General features: G+C 41.7%; 25 protein-coding genes. 5 read left to right on the forward strand and 20 right to left on the reverse strand.

What is annotated here, in order from left to right; translation table 11 throughout:
• Window positions 1–17: 17 nt before the first annotated feature.
• The 4 genes from O3664_RS03230 to parE all read right to left on the reverse strand — a co-directional run bounded on the left by O3664_RS03230 (window position 18) and on the right by parE (window position 6,671).
• Window positions 18–1,040, reverse strand: coding sequence for a branched-chain amino acid aminotransferase (locus O3664_RS03230; RefSeq protein WP_000218997.1), 1,023 nt, complete (start codon window positions 1,038–1,040; stop codon window positions 18–20).
• Between the two features lie 134 nt (window positions 1,041–1,174).
• Entirely contained in the window at window positions 1,175–3,646 is a 2,472-nt protein-coding gene (gene parC / locus O3664_RS03235) for a DNA topoisomerase IV subunit A (protein ID WP_020902932.1), read from the reverse strand.
• A gap of 235 nt (window positions 3,647–3,881) precedes the next feature.
• The gene (locus O3664_RS03240; protein WP_371613628.1) at window positions 3,882–4,700 is read right to left on the reverse strand and encodes an aminoglycoside 6-adenylyltransferase; all 819 of its coding nucleotides are present in this window, start codon (window positions 4,698–4,700) and stop codon (window positions 3,882–3,884) included.
• Window positions 4,701–4,727: 27 nt separating this feature from the next.
• Window positions 4,728–6,671: a DNA topoisomerase IV subunit B gene (gene parE, locus O3664_RS03245; RefSeq protein ID WP_049499555.1), complete on the reverse strand. Its 1,944-nt coding sequence runs from the start codon at window positions 6,669–6,671 to the stop codon at window positions 4,728–4,730.
• A gap of 135 nt (window positions 6,672–6,806) precedes the next feature.
• Between parE and plsY the strand changes: the two genes are divergently transcribed.
• A complete protein-coding gene (gene plsY, locus O3664_RS03250) occupies window positions 6,807–7,448 on the forward strand; it encodes a glycerol-3-phosphate 1-O-acyltransferase PlsY (RefSeq protein ID WP_020902935.1) in 642 nt (213 codons plus the stop codon).
• A 37-nt stretch (window positions 7,449–7,485) separates the two neighbouring features.
• Here plsY and O3664_RS03255 read toward each other — a convergent pair whose 3' ends face one another.
• The 9 genes from O3664_RS03255 to O3664_RS03295 all read right to left on the reverse strand — a co-directional run bounded on the left by O3664_RS03255 (window position 7,486) and on the right by O3664_RS03295 (window position 15,835).
• Window positions 7,486–8,442, reverse strand: a complete 957-nt coding sequence (locus O3664_RS03255; RefSeq protein ID WP_078238322.1) for an ABC transporter permease — start codon at window positions 8,440–8,442, stop codon at window positions 7,486–7,488.
• Window positions 8,443–8,444: 2 nt separating this feature from the next.
• Window positions 8,445–9,503 carry an ABC transporter permease gene (locus O3664_RS03260; RefSeq protein WP_004258813.1) on the reverse strand — a complete coding sequence of 353 codons (1,059 nt, stop codon included), beginning with the start codon at window positions 9,501–9,503 and terminating at the stop codon, window positions 8,445–8,447.
• The gene (locus O3664_RS03265) at window positions 9,496–11,031 is read right to left on the reverse strand and encodes an ABC transporter ATP-binding protein (RefSeq protein WP_033684970.1); all 1,536 of its coding nucleotides are present in this window, start codon (window positions 11,029–11,031) and stop codon (window positions 9,496–9,498) included. Before O3664_RS03265 ends, O3664_RS03260 begins: the two co-directional genes overlap by 8 nt.
• Before the next feature lie 143 nt (window positions 11,032–11,174).
• A complete protein-coding gene (locus tag O3664_RS03270) occupies window positions 11,175–12,227 on the reverse strand; it encodes a BMP family protein (RefSeq protein ID WP_001036137.1) in 1,053 nt (350 codons plus the stop codon).
• Between the two features lie 89 nt (window positions 12,228–12,316).
• Window positions 12,317–12,706 (reverse strand): cytidine deaminase, encoded by a 390-nt coding sequence (locus tag O3664_RS03275; protein WP_125458026.1) that lies wholly within the window; start codon window positions 12,704–12,706, stop codon window positions 12,317–12,319.
• Complete coding sequence (gene deoC, locus O3664_RS03280) at window positions 12,693–13,355, reverse strand: deoxyribose-phosphate aldolase (RefSeq protein WP_023946469.1); 663 nt, start codon at window positions 13,353–13,355, stop codon at window positions 12,693–12,695. Before deoC ends, O3664_RS03275 begins: the two co-directional genes overlap by 14 nt.
• Before the next feature lie 19 nt (window positions 13,356–13,374).
• Window positions 13,375–14,652 carry a pyrimidine-nucleoside phosphorylase gene (locus O3664_RS03285; RefSeq protein ID WP_371613629.1) on the reverse strand — a complete coding sequence of 426 codons (1,278 nt, stop codon included), beginning with the start codon at window positions 14,650–14,652 and terminating at the stop codon, window positions 13,375–13,377.
• A complete protein-coding gene (locus O3664_RS03290; RefSeq protein ID WP_080673728.1) occupies window positions 14,649–15,239 on the reverse strand; it encodes a class I SAM-dependent methyltransferase in 591 nt (196 codons plus the stop codon). The genes O3664_RS03285 and O3664_RS03290 overlap by 4 nt, the downstream gene beginning before the upstream one ends.
• A gap of 191 nt (window positions 15,240–15,430) precedes the next feature.
• A complete protein-coding gene (locus tag O3664_RS03295) occupies window positions 15,431–15,835 on the reverse strand; it encodes a hypothetical protein (RefSeq protein WP_023946463.1) in 405 nt (134 codons plus the stop codon).
• Window positions 15,836–16,035: 200 nt separating this feature from the next.
• Here O3664_RS03295 and coaA point away from each other — a divergent pair, with 200 nt between their 5' ends.
• The 3 genes from coaA to O3664_RS03310 all read left to right on the forward strand — a co-directional run bounded on the left by coaA (window position 16,036) and on the right by O3664_RS03310 (window position 17,825).
• Entirely contained in the window at window positions 16,036–16,956 is a 921-nt protein-coding gene (gene coaA / locus O3664_RS03300) for a type I pantothenate kinase (protein ID WP_004258795.1), read from the forward strand.
• 67 nt (window positions 16,957–17,023) lie between these two features.
• Entirely contained in the window at window positions 17,024–17,260 is a 237-nt protein-coding gene (rpsT, locus tag O3664_RS03305; protein ID WP_001274000.1) for a 30S ribosomal protein S20, read from the forward strand.
• Window positions 17,261–17,312: 52 nt separating this feature from the next.
• Window positions 17,313–17,825, forward strand: coding sequence for a DNA topology modulation protein (locus O3664_RS03310; RefSeq protein ID WP_371613630.1), 513 nt, complete (start codon window positions 17,313–17,315; stop codon window positions 17,823–17,825).
• A gap of 93 nt (window positions 17,826–17,918) precedes the next feature.
• Here O3664_RS03310 and deoD read toward each other — a convergent pair whose 3' ends face one another.
• The 5 genes from deoD to rpiA all read right to left on the reverse strand — a co-directional run bounded on the left by deoD (window position 17,919) and on the right by rpiA (window position 22,067).
• Window positions 17,919–18,629 carry a purine-nucleoside phosphorylase gene (deoD, locus tag O3664_RS03315; protein WP_000022097.1) on the reverse strand — a complete coding sequence of 237 codons (711 nt, stop codon included), beginning with the start codon at window positions 18,627–18,629 and terminating at the stop codon, window positions 17,919–17,921.
• Window positions 18,630–18,780: 151 nt separating this feature from the next.
• Window positions 18,781–19,590 carry a purine-nucleoside phosphorylase gene (locus tag O3664_RS03320; protein ID WP_261035278.1) on the reverse strand — a complete coding sequence of 270 codons (810 nt, stop codon included), beginning with the start codon at window positions 19,588–19,590 and terminating at the stop codon, window positions 18,781–18,783.
• On the reverse strand, window positions 19,587–20,147 hold the full coding sequence (locus O3664_RS03325) for a DUF1697 domain-containing protein (RefSeq protein ID WP_371613631.1): 561 nt from the start codon (window positions 20,145–20,147) through the stop codon (window positions 19,587–19,589). The genes O3664_RS03320 and O3664_RS03325 overlap by 4 nt, the downstream gene beginning before the upstream one ends.
• Before the next feature lies 1 nt (window position 20,148).
• Window positions 20,149–21,360, reverse strand: coding sequence for a phosphopentomutase (locus O3664_RS03330; RefSeq protein ID WP_250315096.1), 1,212 nt, complete (start codon window positions 21,358–21,360; stop codon window positions 20,149–20,151).
• Between the two features lie 23 nt (window positions 21,361–21,383).
• A complete protein-coding gene (rpiA, locus tag O3664_RS03335) occupies window positions 21,384–22,067 on the reverse strand; it encodes a ribose-5-phosphate isomerase RpiA (protein WP_371613632.1) in 684 nt (227 codons plus the stop codon).
• A 231-nt stretch (window positions 22,068–22,298) separates the two neighbouring features.
• On the opposite strand from rpiA, the gene O3664_RS03340 reads away from it, so the two are divergent.
• A complete protein-coding gene (locus O3664_RS03340) occupies window positions 22,299–22,484 on the forward strand; it encodes a hypothetical protein (protein ID WP_001068557.1) in 186 nt (61 codons plus the stop codon).
• 23 nt (window positions 22,485–22,507) lie between these two features.
• Here the strand turns inward: O3664_RS03340 and O3664_RS03345 are convergent, their stop codons facing one another.
• Complete coding sequence (locus tag O3664_RS03345) at window positions 22,508–23,359, reverse strand: NAD(P)H-hydrate dehydratase (RefSeq protein WP_024057682.1); 852 nt, start codon at window positions 23,357–23,359, stop codon at window positions 22,508–22,510.
• A gap of 14 nt (window positions 23,360–23,373) precedes the next feature.
• Window positions 23,374–24,195 carry a hypothetical protein gene (locus O3664_RS03350; RefSeq protein ID WP_000601057.1) on the reverse strand — a complete coding sequence of 274 codons (822 nt, stop codon included), beginning with the start codon at window positions 24,193–24,195 and terminating at the stop codon, window positions 23,374–23,376.
• Window positions 24,196–24,306: the final 111 nt, after the last annotated feature.

Genomic DNA, 24,306 nt, shown 5'->3' on the forward strand with positions numbered 1-24,306 from the left:
ATCTCCTTTTGTTTATTTTAATCTACTTTTACAATCCAACCTTCTGGCGCTTCAATATCACCAAACTGAATACCAGTCAATTCATCATAGAGTTTACGAGTCACAGGGCCAACTTCTGTTTCACTATAGAATACATGGAAATCATCACCGTGTTGAATTCCACCAATTGGAGAAATAACTGCTGCTGTACCACAGGCACCTGCCTCTACAAAACGGTCAAGGTTATCAATTGGGACATCCCCCTCAATAGGAGTTAAGCCCAAGCGATGTTCTGCCAAATAAAGCAAAGAATACTTGGTAATAGATGGCAAGATAGAAGGACTCAATGGTGTTACAAATTCATTATCAGCTGTAATTCCAAAGAAGTTAGCTGAGCCGACTTCTTCAATCTTTGTATGAGTTGATGGGTCTAGATAGATAACATCTGAGAAATGACGTGACTTGGCCAATTTCCCTGGCAAGAGACTTGCAGCATAGTTTCCACCAACCTTAGCCGCACCTGTACCATTTGGAGCCGCACGGTCGTATTCATCCTGAATCAAGAAGTTGGTTGGAACCAATCCACCCTTAAAGTAATTTCCAACTGGCATAGCAAAGATGGTGAAAATGTACTCTTCTGCCGGTTTAACCCCAATAATATCTCCGACACCAATCAAAAGAGGGCGAAGATATAAGGTTCCACCTGTTCCATATGGAGGTACATATTCTTCATTCGCACGAACAACTGCCTTACAAGCGTCTACAAACATTTCTGTTGGAACTTGTGGCATCAAGAGACGGTCACATGTCCGTTGCAGGCGTTTAGCATTTTCATCAGGACGGAACAGTTGAACACTACCATCCTTAGTACGATAAGCTTTCAAACCTTCAAATGCTTGTTGACCATAGTGAAGACTTGGAGAAGACTCTGAAATATGCAAGTTTGCATCCTCTGTAAGCTCTCCTTGATCCCATTGTCCATTTTTAAAATGAGCAATATAGCGATAAGGTAATTTCATATAGGAAAAACCGAGATTTTCCCAATCAATCGTTACTGTCATATTCCACTCCTTATTCTAAAAACCTATTTCTTTTATTCTACACTATTTTTCTAAAATAGCAAGTATATTTTGTAATTTTCAGAAAATTTCTTCAATAAAAAGAACCAGCTCTTAGAACTGATTCTTCATTTCACTTATTTAGCTTCAGTAAATACTTCTTTAAGATAAGCGTCAAAAACTTCTTCATCCGAAATCGTGTCAGAGATGAAGCTACCATTACTTGTGCGTTCTGACAGATTCAAGTCTTGTAGTCGACTTTCATAGATTGTTCCTTTGTTCGATTGGACAAGCAGCGTTTGGTCGTTCTCTTCCACTTCTGTACTGAAGAGATCACCAACAAATCCTTGCTCTGCAACTGATCCTGCTAAGAAGACACGATGCGGTTTGTTTTTCAACTCACGCAAGACTTGTAGTCCTCGTTTGGCACGGCTAGTTGCTGGAATTTCGTCAATAGAAACACGTTTCAAACTTCCACGCTGAGTCAAGAGGTAGAAGGATGAAGTGTTACAGATAAAGGCCGATTGGAGGGTATCATCTTCTTTCAGGTTCATAGCCTTGACACCTGCAGCCTTAGCACCGACAACTGGTACCTCTTCGATATTGAAACGAAGGGCATAACCATTTTGGCTGATCAAGAGAACATCATCTAGTTTGATTGGAGCTACTGCTACAATCTGGTCTGTATCATCTTTGAGCTTAGCATACTTGACAGACTTAGACTTGTAGGTCCGCCATGGGGTGAATTCTTTTCGCTCTACACGCTTGATTTGACCGAGACGAGTCGCAGCAAAGTAGGTTGTCGCATCATCAAACTGATCCACTACTTCCACATAAAGGATTTCTTCGTTAGTTTCAAAGTTTGTAATGGTTTGGCTCAGATGCTCACCGATATCCTTCCAACGAATGTCTGCCAATTCATGGATTGGTCGATAAATGACATTTCCAAGCGTCGTGAACATCAAGAGATGCTGGGTTGTCTTGGCAGATTGAACAAAAATCAAACGGTCGTCATCACGTTTGCCAATTTCTTCCAGCGTTGAAGCCGCAAAGGAACGTGGGCTGGTACGCTTGATATAACCTGCCTTAGTCACGCTGACGTAGGTATCTTCCTCGGCGATAAGACTGGCTGTATCAATCTCAATTGCTTTCGCAGTGTCTTCTAGAGAACTCAAACGCGGAGTCGCAAACTTCTTCTTAACCTCACGAAGTTCTTTCTTCATGAGATTGTACATAGTCCGCTCATCCCCGATAATAGCCGCCAGCATGGCAATCTTTTCACGAAGTTCTGCTTCTTCTTCCTGTAAGACAACCACATCGGTATTGGTCAAACGATACAATTGCAAGGTAACGATGGCCTCAGCCTGCTCCTCTGTAAAATCATAGCTAACTTTGAGATTTTCCTTGGCATCCGCCTTATTCTCAGAAGCACGGATAAGCGCAATGACTTCGTCCAAGATTGAAATCACACGAATCAAACCTTCGACGATATGGAGACGTTTTTCAGCCTTTTCCTTATCAAAGCGTGAACGCGCCAAAATCACTTCACGACGGTGGGCAATATAGCTAGACAAGATTGGGACAATACCGACCTGACGAGGTGTGAAATTGTCAATCGCCACCATGTTAAAGTTGTAGTTGATTTGCAGGTCAGTATATTTAAAGAGATAGTTGAGAACGAGCTCTGTATTAGCGTCTTTCTTAAGTTCAATAGCGATACGAAGACCGTCACGGTCAGACTCATCGCGAACCTCAGCAATACCTGCCACCTTACTATTGACACGAACATCATCAATCTTCTTGACTAGATTGGCCTTGTTGATTTCATAAGGAATCTCAGTAATAACAATTTGTTCCTTACCACCTTTTAGCTTTTCAATCTCAGTCTTGGAACGAACAACAACGCGCCCTTTCCCAGTTTCATAGGCCTTCTTGATTTCATCACGACCCTGGATAATCCCTCCAGTCGGGAAGTCTGGTCCAGGCAAGAATTCCATGAGTTTATCCACCTTGGCAGTTGGATGATCAATCATGTAGACTGTCGCATCGATAACTTCGGCCAAATTATGGGGAGGAATATCTGTGGCATAACCAGCCGAAATACCAGTAGAACCATTCACCAAGAGATTTGGAAAGGCTGCTGGCAAGACTGTCGGCTCTTTCTCCGTATCGTCAAAGTTCCACGCAAAAGGAACGGTCTTCTTCTCGATATCCTGAAGAAGGTAACCAGCAATCTCAGACAAACGAGCCTCAGTATAACGCATAGCCGCAGGCGGATCTCCATCCATAGAACCGTTGTTACCGTGCATTTCAACTAGAATCTCACGATTTTTCCAGTCCTGTGACATACGGACCATGGCATCATAGATAGAAGAATCACCGTGTGGATGAAAATTACCCATGATGTTCCCGACAGACTTGGCCGACTTGCGGTAACTCTTATCAAAGGTATTGCCATCCTTATTCATCGAATAAAGAATGCGGCGCTGAACCGGCTTCAAGCCATCACGAATATCTGGCAAAGCCCGGTCTTGAATAATGTACTTGGAGTAGCGACCAAAGCGCTCTCCCATGATGTCCTCAAGGGACATGTTTTGAATGTTACTCATATAGGATACAGAGCCCGTAAAATACCAAGTGAAAATAGAAAATTATTGAAGTAAGCAAGCTCACAAGAGAATTTATCTTTTTCACCCAGCATTTAGGGCGTGTTCAACTCCTTTCAAAGAATGTAGAGTAGGTTTTTATGCAGTAAAAGATATTTTACGGGAATTAGTCCCATGTTCAGTTACCTTAAGGAACCAAACAATCCTTTCTGTAGTTTAAAATACGTTGCATAATTATTTAGTGATTAGGAAGTTTCTCCTCAGCGTATCTCATCATCTTCTCAGCCACTTCCTTATCGTAGGCAAAGCCCATCTTTTGAGCAAGTATTTGAGCTTCTCTGTGGAAAAGTTGCATCGTATCAAATAGAGACTGAGTGATTTTGTCTAAACTGGAAAAATCAAGAAGATTAGATAGCTCCTTCTCTTTTTCAACTGGCAAATGGTTAAAGAGATACTTGCAGTTCTTGCCGATTTCGACTCTTCCCCTAGCACTTGCTACCTGCCAAGCCAAGATTTTCAGGAGTTCTTGTTGACAAATGCCATAGAGATGATCGGTCGCGTAGATGAGCTGATTCCGACAAATCCCTTTGACAACGTAGGCCGACACCCACCAGAACTCATTGCAGGCTTTTACAAAATTCGTTTCAGTAGCTGGGGGTGTCCAGTAACGCTCTAGATTTTGCGAATAGGGTTCAAATAAATGTTCTGGGTCTTCAAAAACAGTGAATCCAGCCTCGCTATCCACCCACTCTTGGATGTGGTCTTTAGGGCAGAGAGTCAAATCAATGCGATTGCCATCTTCAAAGAGCATGAGAAATAGACGGCGATGACCAAAACCAACTTCTTGCTCAATAATGCGCTTCCCAAACAGGTCCAGCCAAGAAAGGTCACTCGTCAGATTATCTAAATCGTCCACGACATAGACCACGTCATAGTCTTGAAATTCATCTTTTGGGGCCTTTGGGTTTGTCCGTGAACCAGACATAGCGACAGCTTTAACTTGTAAAGTTTTGGCAATCTGTAAAATCAGATCTAGCATTTCTGTTTCAGTTCTCATTTCGATACCCATTCATTAAAAAGTGACTTAAAACACTGTCGCTTCTTCCAGCGTAAATTTGACATTATCCTCAATCCACTTACGGCGTGGTTCGACCTTGTCTCCCATGAGGACATTGACGCGGCGTTCGGCGCGAGCCAGATCTTCAATGGTGACACGGATGAGGGTACGGGTTTCTGGATTCATAGTTGTTTCCCAGAGCTGGTCCGCATTCATCTCTCCAAGCCCCTTGTAGCGTTGGAGTGTTGCACCTTTACCGAACTGTTTGCGAAGTTCTTCTAGTTCTCCATCCGTCCAAGCATAGGCCACTTCTTCTTTCTTGCCTTTTCCTTTTGACATCTTGTAAAGAGGCGGAAGGGCGATATAGACATGACCTGCCTCGACTAGAGGACGCATGTAGCGGTAGAAAAATGTCAAGAGCAAGGTCTGGATATGGGCACCGTCGGTATCCGCATCGGTCATGATAATGATCTTGTCATAGTTGGCGTCTTCAATGGAGAAGTCTGCTCCAACACCCGCACCAATGGTATAAATCATGGTATTGATTTCTTCATTTTTGAGAATATCCGCCATCTTGGCCTTGGCTGTATTGATAACCTTACCACGAAGGGGCAAGATTGCCTGGAACTTGCGGTCACGACCTTGTTTGGCAGAACCTCCGGCAGAGTCCCCCTCGACTAGATAGAGTTCATTCTTAGCAGGATTCTTGGACTGGGCTGGGGTCAATTTCCCAGATAATAAGCCCTTGTCTTTTTTATTTTTCTTCCCATTTCGGCTCTCATCACGCGCCTTACGTGCCGCTTCACGAGCATCACGGGCCTTAATAGCCTTGCGGATGAGGTTAGAAGCCAATTCCCCATTTTCCATAAGGAAAAAGGTCAACTTATCCGCCACAATGCCATCCACAACGGGACGAGCAAGAGGGCTTCCTAGCTTGTCCTTGGTCTGACCCTCAAACTGCAAATGTTCTTCAGGGACTAGAATAGAGAGGACAGCCGCTAGCCCCTCACGATAGTCTGAACCTTCAAGGTTTTTATCTTTTTCCTTGAGAAGCCCCGTCTTACGCGCATAGTCATTCATAACCTTGGTAATAGCGGACTTGAGTCCTGTCTCGTGCGTTCCACCGTCCTTGGTGCGAACGTTATTGACAAAGGATAGAATGTTATCTGAAAATCCGTCATTGTACTGGAGGGCCACTTCCACTTGGAAACCATTGTCTTCCCCTTCAAAGTAAAGAACTGGCGTTAAGGTCTCCTTGTCTTCGTTGAGGTAAGAAACAAAGTCTTGTACCCCATTTTCATAGTGGAATTCAATCGCTTCGTCTGTTCGTTTATCAGTCAAAGACAAGGTCACATTTTTCAAGAGAAAGGCTGATTCATTAAGACGCTCTGAGATGGTATTGTACTTGAAATCTGTCGTAGAAAAGATCGTCGCATCTGGCATGAAGGTAACTTTGGTACCTGTTTTAGACTTAGGTGCTGTACCAATTTTATTCAAGGTCGTGACAGGTTTGCCACCATTTTCAAAACGTTGCTTGTAAACTGCGCCATCACGGGTGATTTCAACTTCTAACCAGCTAGAAAGAGCATTGACGACAGAAGAGCCTACCCCGTGAAGTCCACCAGATGTTTTGTATCCTCCTTGACCGAATTTCCCTCCGGCGTGAAGAATGGTGAAGATAACCTCAACTGTTGGAATTCCCATAGCGTGCATTCCAGTTGGCATCCCACGTCCGTGGTCTTGCACAGTCAAACTCCCATCTTTATTGATGGTCACATCAATACGGTCACCAAATCCAGACAAGGCCTCATCGACAGCATTATCGACGATTTCCCAGACGAGGTGATGAAGACCTGCACCATCGGTCGATCCGATATACATTCCTGGACGTTTACGGACCGCATCCAACCCTTCTAGCACCTGAATGGCATCATCATTATAATTGTTAATATTGATTTCCTTTTTTGACACAAGGAACCTCCTATTCGTTCATCTTTACTATTCTACAAGTTTTCCAAGGATTTTGCAAAATTTTTCTTTCTCCGGTGTGACAATTTCAGAAGAGATTCTCTGCCTTTCTTCTCCATTTCATGATATAATAGGAGTATGATTACAATAGTTTTATTAATCCTAGCCTATCTGCTGGGTTCGATTCCGTCTGGTCTCTGGATTGGACAAGTATTCTTTCAGACAAATCTGCGTGAACACGGTTCTGGAAATACTGGAACAACCAATACTTTCCGCATTTTAGGTAAGAAAGCTGGTATGACGACCTTTGTGATTGACTTTTTCAAAGGAACTCTAGCAACGCTTCTTCCAATTATTTTTCATCTTCAAGGCGTTTCGCCTCTCATCTTTGGACTTTTGGCTGTTATTGGTCATACCTTCCCTATCTTTGCAGGATTTAAGGGAGGTAAGGCTGTCGCAACCAGTGCTGGAGTCGTTTTCGGATTTGCACCTGTCTTCTGTCTCTACCTTGCAGTTGTTTTCTTTGGAACCCTCTATCTTGGTAGTATGATTTCACTATCTAGTGTCACAGCATCTATCGCGGCTGTCATTGGAGTTTTACTCTTTCCACTTTTTGGTTTTATCTTGAGTCACTATGACCCTCTCTTCATTGCTATTATCCTAGCACTTGCTAGTTTGATTATCATTCGTCATAAGGATAATGTCGCTCGTATCAAAAACAAGACTGAAAATTTAGTCCCTTGGGGATTGAACCTAACCAATCAACATCCTAAAAAATAAAACGCCAGTTCATTCTGAACTGACGTTTTTTGTATGCTTATTTTGATTTGATATAGTTGATACCATCTGCTTTTGGTGCGACTGCTTTTCCAAAGAAGGCTGCCAAGACAAGAATTGTCAAAACATAAGGTGCGATTTGAAGATAAACCGCAGGCACTCCTTGTAGGAATGGCAATTGAGAGCCGATAACAGCCAAACTTTGTGAAAGTCCAAAGAAGAGACTAGATAGCATGGCTCCGATTGGATTCCATTTCCCGAAGATCATTGCAGCAAGAGCGATAAATCCAGGTCCAACAATAGTTGTTACTGAAAAGTTAACTGAGATGGATTGAGCATAAATCGCTCCGCCAATTCCACCTAGAAAACCAGAAATAATAACTCCAAAATATCTCATCTTGTAGACATTGATTCCCAAGGTATCCGCTGCTTGAGGATGTTCACCGACAGAGCGAAGACGAAGACCAAAACGAGTCTTAAAGAGGATAAACCAAGCAAAGAATGAGAAGGCAATCGCGATATAACCTAGCAGACTTGTTGACTTGAAGAAGATATCACCAATCACTGGGATATTTGCCAAGACTGGGAAATCAAAGCGTCCAAAAGTCTGACTTAGGTTGTCGGTTTGTCCTTTGTTATAAAGTACTTTCACCAAGAAAACAGCCAAGGCTGGGGCCATCAAGTTCAATACCGTACCGCTGACAACATGGTCTGCACGGAAATGAACCGTCGCTGCTGCGTGGATGATAGAGAAGAGTCCTCCAACCAATCCTGCTACAAGCAAGGATAGCCATGGAGTTGCTGCTCCAAATTGTTCTGCAAATTCAAGGTTAAAGACAACTCCAGAAAAGGCACCCATAACCATAATTCCTTCAAGACCGACATTTACCACACCACCACGTTCAGAGAAAACACCACCAATACTTGTAAAGATGAGAGGTGCTGAGTAAATCAGCATAGAAGACACCAAGAGGGTGAGCAAGGTTGTAATAGACATCTTTACTTACCTCCTTTAACTTGTTTTTTCGGTTTGACAAAGCGTTCGATAAGGTAATGAACACTGACAAAGAAGATAATAGACGCTGTTACAATGCTGACAAGCTCAGACGGTACCTGCGCCGCATTCATACCAGGGGCTCCAACTTGGAGAACACCAAATAGGAAGGCTGCAAAGAGAATACCAATTGGTGAATTGGCTGCAAGTAGACTAACTGCCATACCGTTAAATCCGACAGCTAATGACGATCCCTGAACATAAACGTTCTGGAAGGTTCCCAGACCTTCAACAGCTCCACCAAGACCTGCCAAGGCACCTGAAATAATCATTGAGAGGATAATCGTTCTTTTTGCAGAAATGCCAGCATATTCTGAAGCATGTGGATTCAGACCAACCGCACGGATTTCAAAACCAAGAGTTGTTTTCTTGAGCATGAACCAAATAACTGCAACGGCAATGATGGCAAAGAAAATACCAATATTCATCCGCGAATTACCAGTCAACTCAGACAACCAAGGTGTCTGATAGGTTGCATTAGCCCCAACACGAATGGTCGAATCTGTACTTTGCATAAAGTCTTTAGGGAAGGCATGGATAAAGGCATTTCCTACATACAATACAATGTAGTTCATCATGATGGTCACAATGACCTCTGACGTCCCTAGATAGGCTCTCAGAATACCCGGAATCGCGCCGACAATTCCACCAGCAATCAAGGCAATCGCGATGGTTGCTAGAATCATCAAGGGACGCGGCATATCTGGATGCGACAGGGCAAACCAACCACTGAGAATCCAACCCGCCAAAGCCTGACCAGGAAGCCCGACGTTAAAGAAACCTGCTCGACTGGCAACGGCAAAACCAAGACCAATCAAGACCAATGGCCCCATAGCACGGAAGATTTCTCCAATTCCACGCAGGCTACCAAAGGCTGTATAGAACAATTCTTCATAGCCCCAAATAGCATCATAACCAAAGATCCACATGACAATGGCTCCGAGTAAAATTCCTAGGAATACAGAAATCAAGGGAACCGAAATTTGTTGTAATTTTTTAGACATCACTCTTCTCCTTTCCCAAGTTTCCACCAGCCATCAAGACACCAAGCTCTTGTTTATTGGTTGTTTCTGGTGATACAATACCTTGAATCTTACCATCATGGATAACAGCAATACGGTCTGAGACGTTTAAAATCTCATCCAATTCAAAGCTGACAACAAGGACAGCTTTACCATTATCACGCTCTTCAATCAAGCGTTTGTGGATATATTCAATAGCACCGACATCCAAACCACGAGTTGGCTGGCTGACGATAAGGAGATCAGGATCACGATCAATTTCACGAGCAATAATTGCTTTTTGTTGATTTCCTCCTGAAAGTGCAGCTGCAGGAACAAATTCACTGGCAGCACGAACATCAAACTCTTCCATTAGCTTTTTAGCATAAGAGGTAATATTTGAATAGTTCAAAATTCCATTTTTACTATGTGGTTCTTTATAGTAGGTTTGAAGGGCAATATTTTCAGAAATCATCATTTCCAAAATCAAGCCATCACGGTGACGGTCTTCTGGAACGTGCCCAACACTCAATTCTGTAATCTGACGTGGGGGCAATCCTACAATTGAATCTCCTTTTAGCTCAATGCTACCAGATTCAACCTTGCGAAGACCTGTAATGGCTTGAATCAGTTCAGACTGACCATTTCCATCAATCCCTGCAATACCAACAATCTCTCCAGCACGAACATCCAAGGAAAGATTTTTCACAGCTGGGACACCGCGATTTTCATTGACCACCAAATCTTTGATTGACAAGACCACTTCTTTTGGTTGAGAGGCTTGCTTCTCTGTTTTAAAGGAAACAGAACGACCTACCATCATTTCTGCCAAATCAGCATTGGTAGCCCCTGCAATTTCGACAGTTTCAATTGATTTCCCACGACGGATAACTGTAACGCGGTCAGAAACTGCGCGAATCTCGTCTAACTTGTGGGTGATCAAGATAATTGATTTTCCTTCTTTGACAAGATTTTTCAAAATAGCCATCAACTCATCAATTTCTGATGGAGTCAAGACAGCCGTTGGTTCGTCAAAGATAAGGATATCAGCCCCCCGATAAAGGGTTTTTAAAATTTCTACACGTTGTTGGGCTCCAACTGAGATATCTGCTATCTTGGCAGAAGGGTCAACAGCTAAGCCATAACGTTCAGAAAGAGCCTTGATTTCTTTGCTAGCTCCAGCGATATCTAGCACACCATTTTTAGTCAATTCACTACCTAAAATGATGTTTTCAGCCACTGTGAAGGCTTCTACCAACATAAAGTGCTGGTGAACCATTCCGATTCCCAAGCTAGCCGCTTTAGATGGTGAATCGAGATTGACAACTTGACCGTTGACCACAATTTCACCACTAGTTGGTTCAAGAAGCCCTGCTAACATGTTCATGAGCGTGGACTTACCAGCCCCATTTTCTCCTAAAAGTGCATGAATTTCACCTTTTCGTAGGTGCAGGTTGATTTTGTCGTTGGCAACAAATTCACCAAACACCTTGGTAATATCACGCATCTCAATGACATTTTCGTGTGCCATGTGCTCTTCCTTTCAGAGTCTTATTTTATTTCAATAAAACTTGCTAGTTTGCCTAGTAGCAAGCTTTACTGAGACAAAATGACTTTGTCTCAACTCTTAAAAAAGCGGCCGAGGGCCGCTTCCTAAGAAATGACTTCCATCCATTATTTTTCAGGAACTTTTACGCTTCCATCAAGGATTTTAGCTTTAGCATCTTCAACAGCTTTTTTACCTTCTTCTGAAAGGTTTGTTACTGCCAAGTCAACCCCTTTATCTTTCAATGAGTAAACGATCACTTGACCGCCAGGGAATTCACCTTTTTCTGCTTTGTTAGCAATATCTTTTACAGTTGTACCAACTTGTTTCAAAGTAGATACAAGAACGAAGTTTGATTCTTTGCCATCTTTAGAAGTGTACTTACCTTCTGCTACTTGGTCACGGTCAACACCGATAACCCAAACTTTTTCACTTTCAGAACGGCTTTCGTTGAGTGATTTTGCTTCTGCAAAGACACCAGCACCTGTTCCACCTGCTGCTTGATAAACAACGTCTGCACCAGCTGCGTATTGTGCTGCTGCAATTGTTTTACCTTTAGCAGCATCACCAAATGAACCAGCATAGTCAACTTGTACTTTGATAGATGGATCTACTGACTCAACACCAGCCTTAAATCCAGCTGCAAAACGTGAGATAACTTCAGACTCAATACCACCTACAAAACCAACTTGTTTTGTTTTAGTTGTTTTAGCTGCTGCAACACCCGCAAGGTAAGCAGCTTCGTTATCAGCAAATGTTACGCTAGCAACATTCTTTTGATCTTTAATCACATCATCAATCAAGACATAGTTCAAATCAGAGTGGTCTTTTGCAGCTTCTTCCACCGCATTGTGAAGGGCAAAACCAACACCGAAGATTAGGTTGTAACTTCCAGCCGCTTGTTGCAAGTTGTTAGCATAGTCAGCTTCACTTGTTGATTGGAAGTAAGTGAAACCTTTATCTTTTGAAAGATTATGTTCTTTACCCCAGTCTTGCAAACCTTCCCAAGCTGATTGGTTGAATGATTTGTCATCAACACCACCAGTATCAGTGACGATTGCTGCTTTTGTCTTCACATCAGAAGATGAAGCTGCGTTACGAGAAGAGCGGTTACCACATGCAGCAAGTCCAACTGCTGCCACTGCAACTAGACCAAGGCCTAGCCATTGTTTCTTGTTCATTACTGAACCTCCTAAATAAGATGTGCAACGATGTTGCAAGTATGGATTGGTTGGCCACAAGGACCGTGCCACTCAGAGAGCGACTCAGACTAGTTTAAGTCTGTAAAAGAGTATGGAAGTAACTCCCCGACCGTCATCTCGACCGTCGATTTATCTTTTGCGACTAAGGTCACTTTTAGATCTTGTTCAAAAAATTCAGCCATCACTTGGCGACAAGCACCACATGGCGAAATTGGTTTTTCAGTCTCTCCATAGACAATCAATTCTGAAAATTCTCTTTGGCCTTCAGAAACTGCTTTAAAAATCGCTGTACGTTCCCCACAGTTGGTCAAAGAATAACTAGCATTCTCAATATTGACACCTGTATAAGTGCTACCATCTTTCGCCACTAAAACAGCTCCGACTGGAAAATGAGAATAGGGCACATAGGCTTTCTTGCTGGTTTCAATTGCTAGTTCAATCAACTCAGTAGTCGCCATCAGCCAATTCTCCTTTTAAAATAGCTACCCCAGCTGACGTTCCGATACGAGTCGCACCTGCTTCCACAAAGGCAAGAGCATCCTCATAAGAACGAGCTCCGCCAGCAGCCTTGACTCCCATATCAGGTCCAACTGTTTCACGCATTAATGTAACATCTGCTACCGTCGCACCACCAGTTGAAAAGCCAGTAGATGTTTTAACAAAATCAGCTCCAGCTTTTTGAGCTAATTGGCAAGCCACAACTTTTTCTTGGTCTGTCAGAAGGCAAGCTTCAATAATGACTTTCACTAACTTGTCACCACTTGCTTCCACGACTGCGCGAATATCTGACTCAACCAAGGCTAAATTACCTGATTTGAGAGCTCCAACATTGATCACCATATCAATCTCATCTGCACCATTTTGGATAGCTTCCTTGGTTTCAAAAGCTTTCACAGTTGAAGTTGTTGCTCCCAAGGGGAAACCTACTACTGTGCAGACCTTGACATCTGTGCCTTCAAGCCCTTTTTTAGCATATTCAACCCAGGTCGGATTAACGCAAACACTGGCAAAATCATACTCTCTAGCTTCAGACAACAAACAATCAATTTGATTTTCTGTTGCATCTTGTTTTAAAAGCGTATGATCGATATATTTATTTAATTTCATATTCGGATTCTCCTGCGGTTTATGAGATGATTTCTATAATTTCTCGTAAACTTTGCACCCTGTCATTTATTTTAACATATTTTTGAAAATCTGTAACTAGCTGAGGAGAAATTTTTCCATTTGTGTATACTTTTGCAACAATTTCTCCCTTTTGAACGGAATCTCCAACTTTCTTTTCAAAAACAATTCCTGTCTCATAGTCCAAGGCATCAGACTTGACTGCACGGCCTGCCCCCAGTCTCATAGCATAAAGCCCAAATTCCATAGCTGGAAGAGCTGAAATGACACCCGTTTCCTGGGCAGGGATTTCCACCACATGGGTAACATTGACAGGACGATAGAGGTCTTCCAAGTCTCCACCTTGGGCTTGGACCATTTCCTCAAACTTAGCCAGCGCTTGACCATTCTCAAGATGTTGGTGAACTTCTTCAACTGTCTTGTTTACATTTGCTAAACCAAGCATAATTTGAGCCAATTCGCATATAAAATGGGTAATATCCTGACGACCTTGACCTTGTAAAGTCTCCAGTGCTTCAAGAATTTCGAGGCGATTTCCAATTGCTCGTCCCAAGGGCTGACTCATATCCGTAATGACTGCTACCGTTTTTCTACCAACTGCCTTACCAAGTTCCACCATGGTTTGAGCCAATTCACGCGCCTCATCAACCGTCTTCATGAAGGCACCCTCACCGACAGTCACGTCTAGCAGAATAGCATCCGCCCCTGCCGCAATTTTCTTGCTCATCACCGAACTAGCAATCAAAGGAATCGTGTCAACAGTTGCGGTCACATCACGTAGGGCGTAGAGAAGCTTATCCGCTTTGACCAGCTGGTCTGATTGCCCAATGACAGATACACCAATGTCCTGTACTTGACGAATAAAATCCTCTTGACTACGTTCTACTTGATAGCCCTCAATGGACTCCAATTTATCAATCGTACCGCCCGTATGGCCGAGACCACGACCACTCATTTTTGCCACAGGCACACCGAAGCTAGCAACAAGGGGAGCCAAAATCAAGGTTACCTTATCACCAACACCCCCAGTAGAATGCTTGTCAACCTTAACCCCATCAATAGCAGATAAATCAAACTCTTGACCAGTCTTAACCATTTTCATAGTCAGATCAGAGATTTCTCGAGTCGTCATTCCTTTGAAATAAACAGCCATAGCAAAAGCAGACATCTGATAATCAGGAACAGCTCCTGACACATAGCCTTCAACTAACCATTCAATTTCACTCGAAGTCAATTCTTGACCATCTCGTTTTTTTTGGATTAAATCAACTGCTCTCATTCTTTCACACTTCTAAGGATATAGTATCCCTTATCTTTTTTGACGATTTCACAATTGCCAAACACATCTTCCATCTTGGACTTGGCACTTGGAGCCCCTTGTTTTTTCTGGATAACGATTGTCAAATCCCCACCAGTTTCCAAGAAATCTTTACTTTTCTCAATGATTTCATGAACCACTTGCTTGCCTGCACGGATAGGGGGATTGGAAATGACATGGTCAAATTTCCCTTCAACTTGTTCATAGATGTTGGACTGGAAAATCGTCGCTTCTACTTTATTTCGTTCAGCATTTTGTCGCGCCAAATCCAAGGCACGATTATTGATATCGACCATGGTCGCCTGAACTCCAAAAGCCTTAGCCAAGGACAAACCCAAAGGCCCATAACCACAGCCTACATCAAGGACAGTTTCTCCTTGGTTGACCTCTAGACACTTGAGCAAGAGTTGACTTCCGAAGTCAACCATTTTCTTGCTAAAAACACCCGCATCCGTCAAAAAGGTCATTTTTTCTCCCAACAAGTCCACTCTCAACTCATGAATGTCGTGAGCAGCGTCAGGATTTTCTGCATAATACATTTTACTCATGAAACTATTTTACCATAATTTGCCTTAAATTGTAAATCGTTTACAAATTGATGACAAAATGAAAAAGACTGAAGAAAGCTAGTAAGTAAAACCTTTTCTTCAATCTCTTTCAACTTTTATAAACGAATAACAAAGCATGTAGGAGCAGATATCTCATAGTCTACAGTCTGTAATCAGGCACATTTTGATTACTATTGTTTGACCTTCAAATGCTTCATTATCAATAAGATTCCCAATAAGATGTTTAGATAAAAGCCCAACTGATAAGTTCGTGTCAGGATTTCCAAACTTGTCCAAAGTCGGATTAAATCTTCTAGCGACATGCGGAAGAGATACCCTTCTGTAGCAATCCATAAAATCAAAAATAGATAACTTCCAGCAGCAAGCCTTTTCGCCCACCGTTTTTTTAGTAGCCAAGCAATCAAGAGTGAACAAAGAAAGACAACTGCTACAATGGCATGTTCCATCAAAAAAGTAAAACCGTAATATATTTCCACAAAGCGTCTACCATTATCCGCATTGGCTCCTTTTATAAAAGGTAAGGCGAAACTTAAAATAAAACAGAGTTCCAATATGTAACGTTTTAAGATTTTCATAATACACCTCCTATAAGTTGTAAACTTCAAAGCCCCCTTTATAAGCTTATAAATCAGTAGAAAGTAGCTCCTACTTCATCAATAAATTGTTCATCCTCCGTCTACCTTTATTATATAATTTTGACTGACTGCATTCAAGAAACCGCTTTATTTTTTTAGCTTTTTATGGTATGATAAACAAAATATCTAGGGGAAAACAAATGACCAACGAATTTTTACATTTTGAAAAAATCAGCCGCCAGACTTGGCAATCGTTACATCGAAAGACAACACCTCCTTTGACAGAAGAGGAATTAGAATCCATCAAGAGTTTTAATGACCAGATTAGTTTACAGGATGTTACCGATGTCTATCTACCCCTAGCCCATCTCATCCAGATTTACAAGCGTACCAAGGATGATTTGGCATTTTCAAAAGGGATTTTCCTTCAACGTGAAAGTAAATCCCAGCCTTTTATCATTGGGGTTTCTGGGAGTGTTGCCGTTGGAAAATCCACAACCAGTCGCCTACTTCAAATCCTACTGTCCCGTACACTTACAGATGCTACGGTTGAGTTGGTAACAACTGACGGCTTTCTCTATCCCAACCAGACCTTGATTGAACAAGGGATTTTAAATCGCAAGGGATTTCCTGAAAGCTATGATATGGAAGCTCTTCTCAACTTCCTGGATCACATCAAAAATGGACAAGATGTAGATATTCCTGTCTATTCTCATGAAGTCTACGACATCGTACCCGAGGAAAAGCAAAGCGTCAAAGCTGCTGATTTTGTCATTGTTGAAGGAATAAATGTCTTTCAAAATCCACAAAACGAGCGTCTCTACATTACTGACTTCTTTGACTTTTCCATCTATGTCGATGCTGCAGTCGATGACATCGAGAGTTGGTATCTGGACCGTTTCTTGAAAATGCTGAGCCTAGCCCAAAACGATCCTGATAGCTACTATTATCGTTTTACACAAATGCCGATTGGGGAAGTGGAATCCTTTGCCCATCAGGTCTGGACCAGTATCAATCTCACAAATCTACAAAATTATATTGAACCAACCAGAAACCGTGCGGAAGTGATTCTGCATAAAACAAAGAACCATGAAATCGATGAAATTTACTTAAAAAAGTAATTTTCCCTTGTCAAAACGTAAGTTTTCAGATATAATGGTATAGTTAGTAAATATGGAGGTAAGAACATTGGCAAACATTAAATCAGCTATCAAACGCGCTGAATTGAACGTTAAACAAAACGAAAAGAACTCAGCTCAAAAATCAGCTATGCGTACTGCTATCAAAGCTTTCGAAGCAAACCCATCTGAAGAACTTTTCCGTGCTGCTAGCTCAGCTATCGATAAAGCAGAAACTAAAGGTTTGATTCACAAAAACAAAGCAAGCCGCGACAAAGCTCGTCTTTCAGCTAAACTTGCTAAATAAGAAACAGTCCATAGAGGCTGTTTTTTTGTCCTCAAATAGGAAAAGGTAGAAAATGAAAATCGCGATTATTGGATATTCTTGTGCTGGTAAGTCAACTCTAGCAGAAAAGTTGTCTCACTACTACTCCATCCCAAAACTTCACATGGACACACTCCAATTTCAACCTGGTTGGCAAGACAGTGACCGCGAATGGATGTTGACCGAGATGAAAAACTTTCTCACAAAGAATGAATCTTGGGTCATTGATGGAAATTATTCTTGGTGTTTATATGAGGAAAGAATGCAGGAAGCTGACCAAATTATCTTTCTCAACTTTTCACCATGGACTTGTCTATTTCGGGCTTTTAAACGTTATCTCAAATACCGAGGCAAGGTCAGAGAAAGTATGGCAGAAGGTTGTCAAGAACAATTTAATTGGGAGTTTATCAGATGGATTCTCTGGGATGGGCGAACAAAAAATGCTAAGGATAGATACCAATACTTAAACAATACTTACCCAGAAAAGATGCATATTCTCCATTCTCAAGCAGAGATTGATTGTTTTTTGCGATCTCTTAAAAAATAGACGATAGAGCAACATTCATTTAGGTCACAGTATGGACTGAATGACTAAAAAAGGAAGATTTTCATCCAGAAAATCTTCCTTTTGTGTTCCCTTTTATTCAGCAATCAAGGTTTCCAAACCAACCTTCATCATATCGGTGAAGGTATTTTGGCGTTCTTCTGCGGTTGTATCTTCATCTGGATTGACCAAGCTATCTGAGATTGTCATGATAGCTAGCGCATCAACATGATGTTGGGCAGCAAGATAGTAAAGCGCTGCTGCTTCCATTTCCACAGCCTTAACTCCCCATTTACCAAGCTCGATGTTCTTTTCAAAATAGTTTGAATAAAAGACATCAGATGACAAGACATTTCCCACGTGAGTAGTCATACCAAGTTCTTTTGCGATATGATAAGCCTTATCTAGCAAGTCAAAGCTAGCGATTTGTGGAAAATCATACTGTGGCCAGTCATTACGGACAATATTTGAGTTGGTTGCAGCTGCTTGCGCCAAAACCAATTCACGAACATGGACATCCTCATTCAAAGAGCCCGCAGTGCCCACACGGATCAATTTTTTCACACCATAATCAACAATCAACTCACGCGCATAAATCGAGATAGATGGCATTCCCATCCCAGTTCCCATAACAGATACACGGTGACCCTTGTAAGTACCAGTGTAACCAAACATGTTACGCACTTCGTTAAAACAAACAGCATCTTCAAGGAAATTCTCCGCAATAAACTTGGCACGAAGCGGATCCCCAGGAAGAAGAATTTTATCAGCAATTTCACCCTGCTGAGCAGCAATATGGATAGACATAGTTTATGATACAAAGAGCGAGAAGAAAACGACTGAAAATTAGGAATCTGACGAGAAATCCTGATTTCTCAGTCAGATTATCTATTTTCCGAGTTTTCCGCTCGTGTTCAAATCAGAACACTTCACTCTACCTTTCTATGATAAGTATTGATTACAATTCTGCAAGAATCGCTTTAAGCAAGCCTTTGAAGTCGCCTTTAACACGTTCAGTCACTTCTACAACTTCTTCGTGGTTAAGTTCTTCTTGGAAGCCTGCAGCATGGTTAGTAATACATGAAATACCGAGAACTTTCAAACCTGAGTGGGCTGCCACAATCACTTCAGGAACAGTCGACATACCAACTGCATCTGCTCCCAGTGTCTTATAGGCGCGAATTTCTGCTGGTGTTTCATAAGTCGGACCAGTTACACCGATATAGACACCTTCATCAAGCTTGATACCAAGTTTTTTAGCCACTTCATGGGCAGTAGCACGGTATTCTGGTGTGTAGGCTTTAGACATATCAGGGAAACGTGGACCAAATTCATCCAAGTTTTCACCCATCAATGGGTTTTGCCCCGTCATATTGATATGGTCTGAGATAGCCATCAAGGTACCAGGCCCAAATCCAATACCTCCAGCTGCATTGGTTACAATGACACCTTCACATCCGAGAACTTTCATCACACGTACTGGGAAAGTCACGACTTCAAGAGGATTTCCCTCGTAGAAATGGAAACGACCTTGAAGAGCCAAGACCTTGCGACCTGCAAGTTCTCCATATACCAATTTACCAGCGTGTCCGACTACTGTAGAACGGCCCCAGTTTGGGATATCTGCATAATCTACTACAACTGGATTTTCGATTTCTTCTGCCAATTCTCCAAGTCCTGATCCAAGGATTAGACCGAACTCAGGCGCTAGGATACCCTTTTCTTTCAGGAAGGCAGCAGTTTCATTGATTTTATCTAAAAATGTCATTGTATGTCTCCTTTATTATTTTTTAGCATTTGACCGATTTTGTCGAAAGTTTTAGCATTACGAATGGTGATTTGGCGGTAGAAAGGCATCTTGAGTAAGTATTTGTGATAGGCAGTTGCATAGTAGGATTCCTCAGAGAATTTCCCCCAGAAAATCCCAAGTCTTCCAAAATGAACGATTTCATCTTTCAATTCCAAACTTTCAACTGTCTCAATGACTTGAACAACATCCAATCCCTCAGTGTAAAAGAGGAAATCCTTTCGTGCCAAATCTTTGATCCACCAATCTGGCAGATTATTCAGCTCTTCTTCATAATCTTCCTGACTCAGCAAAGAAAAGCTCTGAATAAATGGATAATGGACTGCAAAGAAAGCCTCTAACTTTTCAACCAATCGGGCTTTGGGAGCTGTCGAAGTAAAGAAAATATTGCCACTGTTGATGTAGGTTTCAACTTTTTCCAGTCCCAACTCTGTCAGTTCTTGCCGAAGCTCCGCCATGACAACTTTATTTTTCCCACCGACATTAATGCCCCGAACAAGTAAAGCATATCGCGTCATCTTATACCAATTTATCTAAGAAACTTTCCCCAATCATGGCAGTTTCAACACCAAAGTTATCCGCAACTGTTGCTGAGATATCTGCAAAATGTCCGACAGGAATGAGACCATTTCCTTTAAAGGAAGGGCTATAGGCCAACAATGGAATGTATTCACGAGTGTGGTCTGTTCCTGCATAGGTTGGGTCATTTCCATGGTCCGCAGTAATCAAGAGAAGGTCGTTCTCTCTCATGGCTGCGATAATTTCAGGCAAGCGCTCATCAAACTCATGCAAACAATCACGGTAACCGTGAGCATTGCGGCGGTGGCCGTAAAGGGCATCAAAGTCCACCAAGTTTGTGAATGAGAATCCTTTTTCAAACTCAGCAAGACCCATGGTCTTCAATAGTGTATCAATTCCGTGGCTGTTTGACTTGTTGTGACCCATATCATGGTTGATACCCGCACCGTTAAAGATATCATTGATTTTACCAACAGCATAAGTATCGATACCAGCTTCATTGAGTTTATCCAAAACAGTTGGTGCAAATGGAGATACGGCCAAGTCACGACGATTTGCTGTACGAGTGAAGTTACCTGGTTCACCTACATAAGGACGGGCAATGATGCGACCTAGAAGGGCTGGGCGCTCAAGGGTAATCGAACGAGCGTATTCACAGATACGATACAATTCATCCAGAGGAATGATGTCTTCGTGGGCAGCAATTTGCAAGACTGGGTCAGCTGAAGTATAGATAATCAACTCCCCAGTTTCCATTTGACGTGGTCCAAAATCATCGATAACAGCCGTTCCTGAGTAAGGTTTGTTGGCTTCACGAATAACCTTGCGCCCTGAGAATTCTTCAATTTTTGTCAAGATTTCTTCTGGGAATCCATTCCAGAAAGTATCGAAAGGTTCTGTAATGTTAAGGCCCATGATTTCCCAGTGTCCAGTCATGGTATCCTTACCAAGAGATACTTCTTCCAATTTTGTTGCATATCCTGTTGGATTGCTTTCAGCTGGAACAGTCTTCAGAGGAGTTTCACGAGGAATATTTCCTAGACCGATTTTAGCCATGTTTGGCACATTCAAACCAACTGTTTTAGAAATGTGTCCCAATGTGTCAGAAGCTCCATCTGGAACCCCTGCATTGACAAAGTTATTAGCATCTGGTGCAGCACCGATTCCTACAGAATCTAGTACCACCAAGTGAATACGATTAAATTTTGACATAGTGTATCTCCTTATTATGTTGATTATTTTGATTTTGTTGAAGTTAAAATCTGAACTCCATCTTGTCCAGCAACGATGACCTTATCTACCATTTGGTTAAATAAGCCGTGCTCCACGACGCCAACGACATGGTCCAATTCTTGTCCGAAAGTAATTGGATCTTCAATGACATCCAAGGCAAGGTCAATGATAAAATTCTGCATATCCGTCACAAAACGGTGGCCATCTTTTTCACGGAAACTTGGTTTGTAGCCAGCTCGCTCAAAACGACGAAAAACCTGCTCTGCGCCATACTGAACCACTTCTACTGGCAATTTAAAAGCACCCAGTTTCTCGACTAGCTTGCTTTCATCCACTACCCAAATATATTCTTTTGAGGGCGTTGCTACAACCTTCTCCATCAGAAGGGCACCACCACCGCCTTTGATTCCGTTAAACCGGCTATCCACTTCATCCGCTCCATCAACCGTCACATCGACAACATCTACTTGGTCAATAGACTTGAGCGGGATATTAAGCCCTTCAGCCTGTTTACTAGTCACACTAGAAGTCGTTACAGCTGTAATCTGTAACCCTTCTTCCTTAATCCGACGACCGATTTCTTCTACGAAATAATAGGCAGTAGACCCCGTTCCAAGTCCGACTACCATGCCATCCTTGACAAACTCAGCAGCCTTGATACCTGCCATTTTCTTCAGATTTTCCACTCAAACACCTCCATTAAAGAGCTATTTCTATTATAACATGTATCCGTTTTTATTTCATGGATACACTGGAAAAACCCGAACATTTTTATTTTTATGTCCACCTTGTTTTGGTAGTTAGAATCTTAGTTATGAGAACTTGTAGATAAAAACAGGTCCTAGCTAAAAGCAACAACAGTTGATTTTTTATCATAAAGATGATTAAATAGTTAAGTACAGAAAAGGAGAAATAAGATGAACCCATTAGATTTGTTTAACCAAGTAAAAGAATTAATCGAAACAAAAGATTTCGAAGCTGCAAAAACATTTGTTGCAGAAAATCAAGACCAACTTGGAGAATACTTCTCTCAAGCTCAGCAGTTGATTTCTGGTTCTGAAGGTCTAGATGGCCTCGTTGGAAAGATTAAAGGATTTTTCTAAAAGATATAAAGGCGCCTGAACTATCAAGTGCCTTTTTGAGATATTTTTTTCATTATTTTGGGCAGATGACTACTGATTTCCGTCGGCAAGACCACATAATGTTCTTGAGCTAGTTCTTGGGCTATGGCTGAATGAAGATGGGTTGCTACTGCCACACGTTCGTAGAGACTGGCCTGTCGAAATTGGCCTGCAAATCCTGCAATCATTCCAGCCAGTGTATCTCCCATACCACCAGTCGCCTGATAGGGACCGCCAACCTGTAACTGGTAACAATCAGACTGGCCAGCTTGCCAAATACGAGTAGCTGGACCTTTCTCCACCAAAATTGTTCCTTGAGGGAAAGAAGTTAGGGCACTAGCTGTTGAATCTTCGTTTTGCTTTTCAATAGCAATACAAGACAGCTTTTCCCATTCTTTTTGGTGTGGAGTTAGGATAAGTTGACTCGAAGAAAATGACAAACTTGTTCTAGCAAGGATGGTCAGGGCTCCTCCGTCTACAATCAAAATCTGATTCTTTTTTAAGCTAGCAAATACCTGTTTGACTAGATTTTCTCCAAAAGTATCGTCTCGTAAACCAGGCCCCAGCAAGACAACTTCTGCCTTCTCCAATTGCTCTTTTAATAATTGCTGGTCTTGAAGAGAAAAGGCCATAGCCTCAGGCAAATGACTGTGCAAAGCTGAGATATTTCCCCTATCTGTTCCAACAGTCACCAAACCAGCTCCACTTTTAACAGCTGCCAAAGCAGCCATTATGATAGCACCACCATAAGGATACGTCCCACCAAGCAACAGCAGACGGCCATAGTCTCCTTTATGACTAGTACGAGAACGTTCAATAATGACTTTTTCTAATAAGGTTTGATCAATCACTTTCATCGTTTTTTCCTCAACTATCCTTTATCTGATTGTTTTAAAACAACTTGATAGACTTTCTTAGTCCACTCTTCTAAGTCTTCTCCAGCATAGTCAAGATAATGCACCCTATCTTGTATTTTAGTTGGAATAATATTTTCAAATTGGCTCTTATTATGAGTTGGAATAATACAAATATACAACTCACTAAATAAATTCAACATGTCCTTAATTTTTGCAACATGGTAGCCATCAAAAATATAACCAGTAACTTTAATCAAATCTGTATAGATAAAATGAAAACTCACTCCAGGAATAAACTTGTCTTGTAATTCTTTCTCTGAAGGAGCTCGACCTAATAAACGCTCCATCGCTAATCGATAACCAGAACTTGTATTTGACCATCCTAACATGACATAGTCAAAATAATCTATCGGATCCGATGCAGCATTTCTACTATCCAAAACCAACTCCTCAGCATCTCGCCCAAAAGCTTTCACAGCAGATAAGAGCTGACCTGTTTTAAAGATAGAAATCGCTGCATCTATAGTCGTAGTATGACTACAGTAGTCTGAAGTCACTAACCTCTTATGTAGATCATAAGTCGAGGCTACTCTTTTATCTGTAGGGGTAAATGGTGGCAGAAAGGGATGCTGACAGATGTAATCTAAAATTTCTTTTTTTAAACAAGAATCAGCACACTCAATACTTGTTTGACGTTTATGAAGTTTTTCGTAAGCTATAAATTTAGCAATTTTTTCTAATTCCCACTCTTGAATATTTGGATAATCAATTAGTGCTAAGTAGTATATTCCATCCCATTGTAAACTATATTCCCCATTATAAATTTTTAAAATCATCTAATCACCTCACTCCATTATACAACAAAAAGGAGGCGCATACCTCCTTTTATAAACTTATTCCTAAAATTTAATATTCATTTCTGCCATTTTAGATATAGCTATAGAAAA

The sequence above is a fragment of the Streptococcus sp. 27098_8_109 genome, assembly GCF_041432295.1.
Classification (GTDB): Bacteria; Bacillota; Bacilli; order Lactobacillales; family Streptococcaceae; genus Streptococcus.